General features: G+C 62.6%; 1 protein-coding gene. It reads right to left on the reverse strand.

Annotated elements, in window-relative coordinates; genetic code table 11:
• Positions 1 to 895 (reverse strand): IS4 family transposase (locus tag ACLIIZ_RS21080; RefSeq protein ID WP_416695665.1); only part of this gene is annotated, 895 nt, incomplete at its 3' end.
• Positions 896 to 1,060: the final 165 nt, after the last annotated feature.

Consider the following 1,060-nt stretch of genomic DNA (forward strand, 5'->3'; position numbering starts at 1 on the left):
TGGACTGCTTGAGTTCGCGATAGCTGGTTTCGATCTCCCAGCGGCGCCGATAGCACGCGGCCAGCGCGTCGGCCTTGAAACGCTGACGATCTAGTAGGGAAGTCAGGAGAATCCGCTGTTTCCCATTAGCGGAGAGCATCCGCACGGCCCGGGCGATCCAGTGCTCAGGCAACTCGGGCGCCTTGGCGCGGGCCTGGGGCGAAACCCGCATGCGGACGAGGCAATCGTCTGCGGTGCCTGAAAGCACTTCCCACTTCGTGTTGGATTTGGCGGGGATCAAGTAGTGACGCTCGTGGCCCGCCAGGGTCAGCCCCAGCAGAATTTCGGCACAGAGAAAGCCGCGGTCGAAGACGGTCAGGGAATGATCGGCGATGCCTTCGACCAGCGTCTTGGCGTACAGCATCTCGTTCTGGCCGTACTCGCCAAAGGCGATATCCGACACCAGGTGGGTGGGAATAGCCGTGACGCTGACGGCACGTACTTGCGGGTAGCTGGCGATCTTGCCGCTCGCGTAGGCCTGGGCGCCAAAGTGCGCCCGGTTGCCGGCACTGTCAGGCGTGCGAAACGTCGTACCATCCATGGCCCAGAGCGACAGCCCCTGCCAGGTGTGGCGCTCGGCGTCCTGCCGGCACCAGGCGCGTGCGGTTTGGCCAAACAACTGCTCCAGGGGCGCCACCCCCAGGCGTTGCCTGGCCTGGGTCACGGCACTCTTGCTGACGGTGCGCTCCGCAGCACACGGCAGGGCCAAATCCAGCGTGGCCAATACCTCAGGCATTGACTGGTGCCGATAAAGTGCCAGAGCAATGACCAGCCATACAACTTGCTCCGCCGGCAGGCGCCGACGCCGAATGCTGGCTGCCCCCGTCGCATCGAGCGCCTGCTCAATCCACGCCATCGGCAAATGCTCCGCCAACCGGTCAAGGCCGGCTACCGGCAGAACCTCTGTCGTCGCGTGAAGTTGGCTCGAAAGCATCGAGCCGGAAGTTAACAGCCTTCTCTAATGTTTACAAGCGCTTGCGCAAAAAAGAAAATGCCGTTCAGCGCTAACTGAACGGCATTA

The sequence above is a fragment of the Azonexus caeni genome, from assembly GCF_048146105.1.
Taxonomy (GTDB): Bacteria; Pseudomonadota; Gammaproteobacteria; order Burkholderiales; family Rhodocyclaceae; genus Azonexus; species Azonexus aromaticus_B.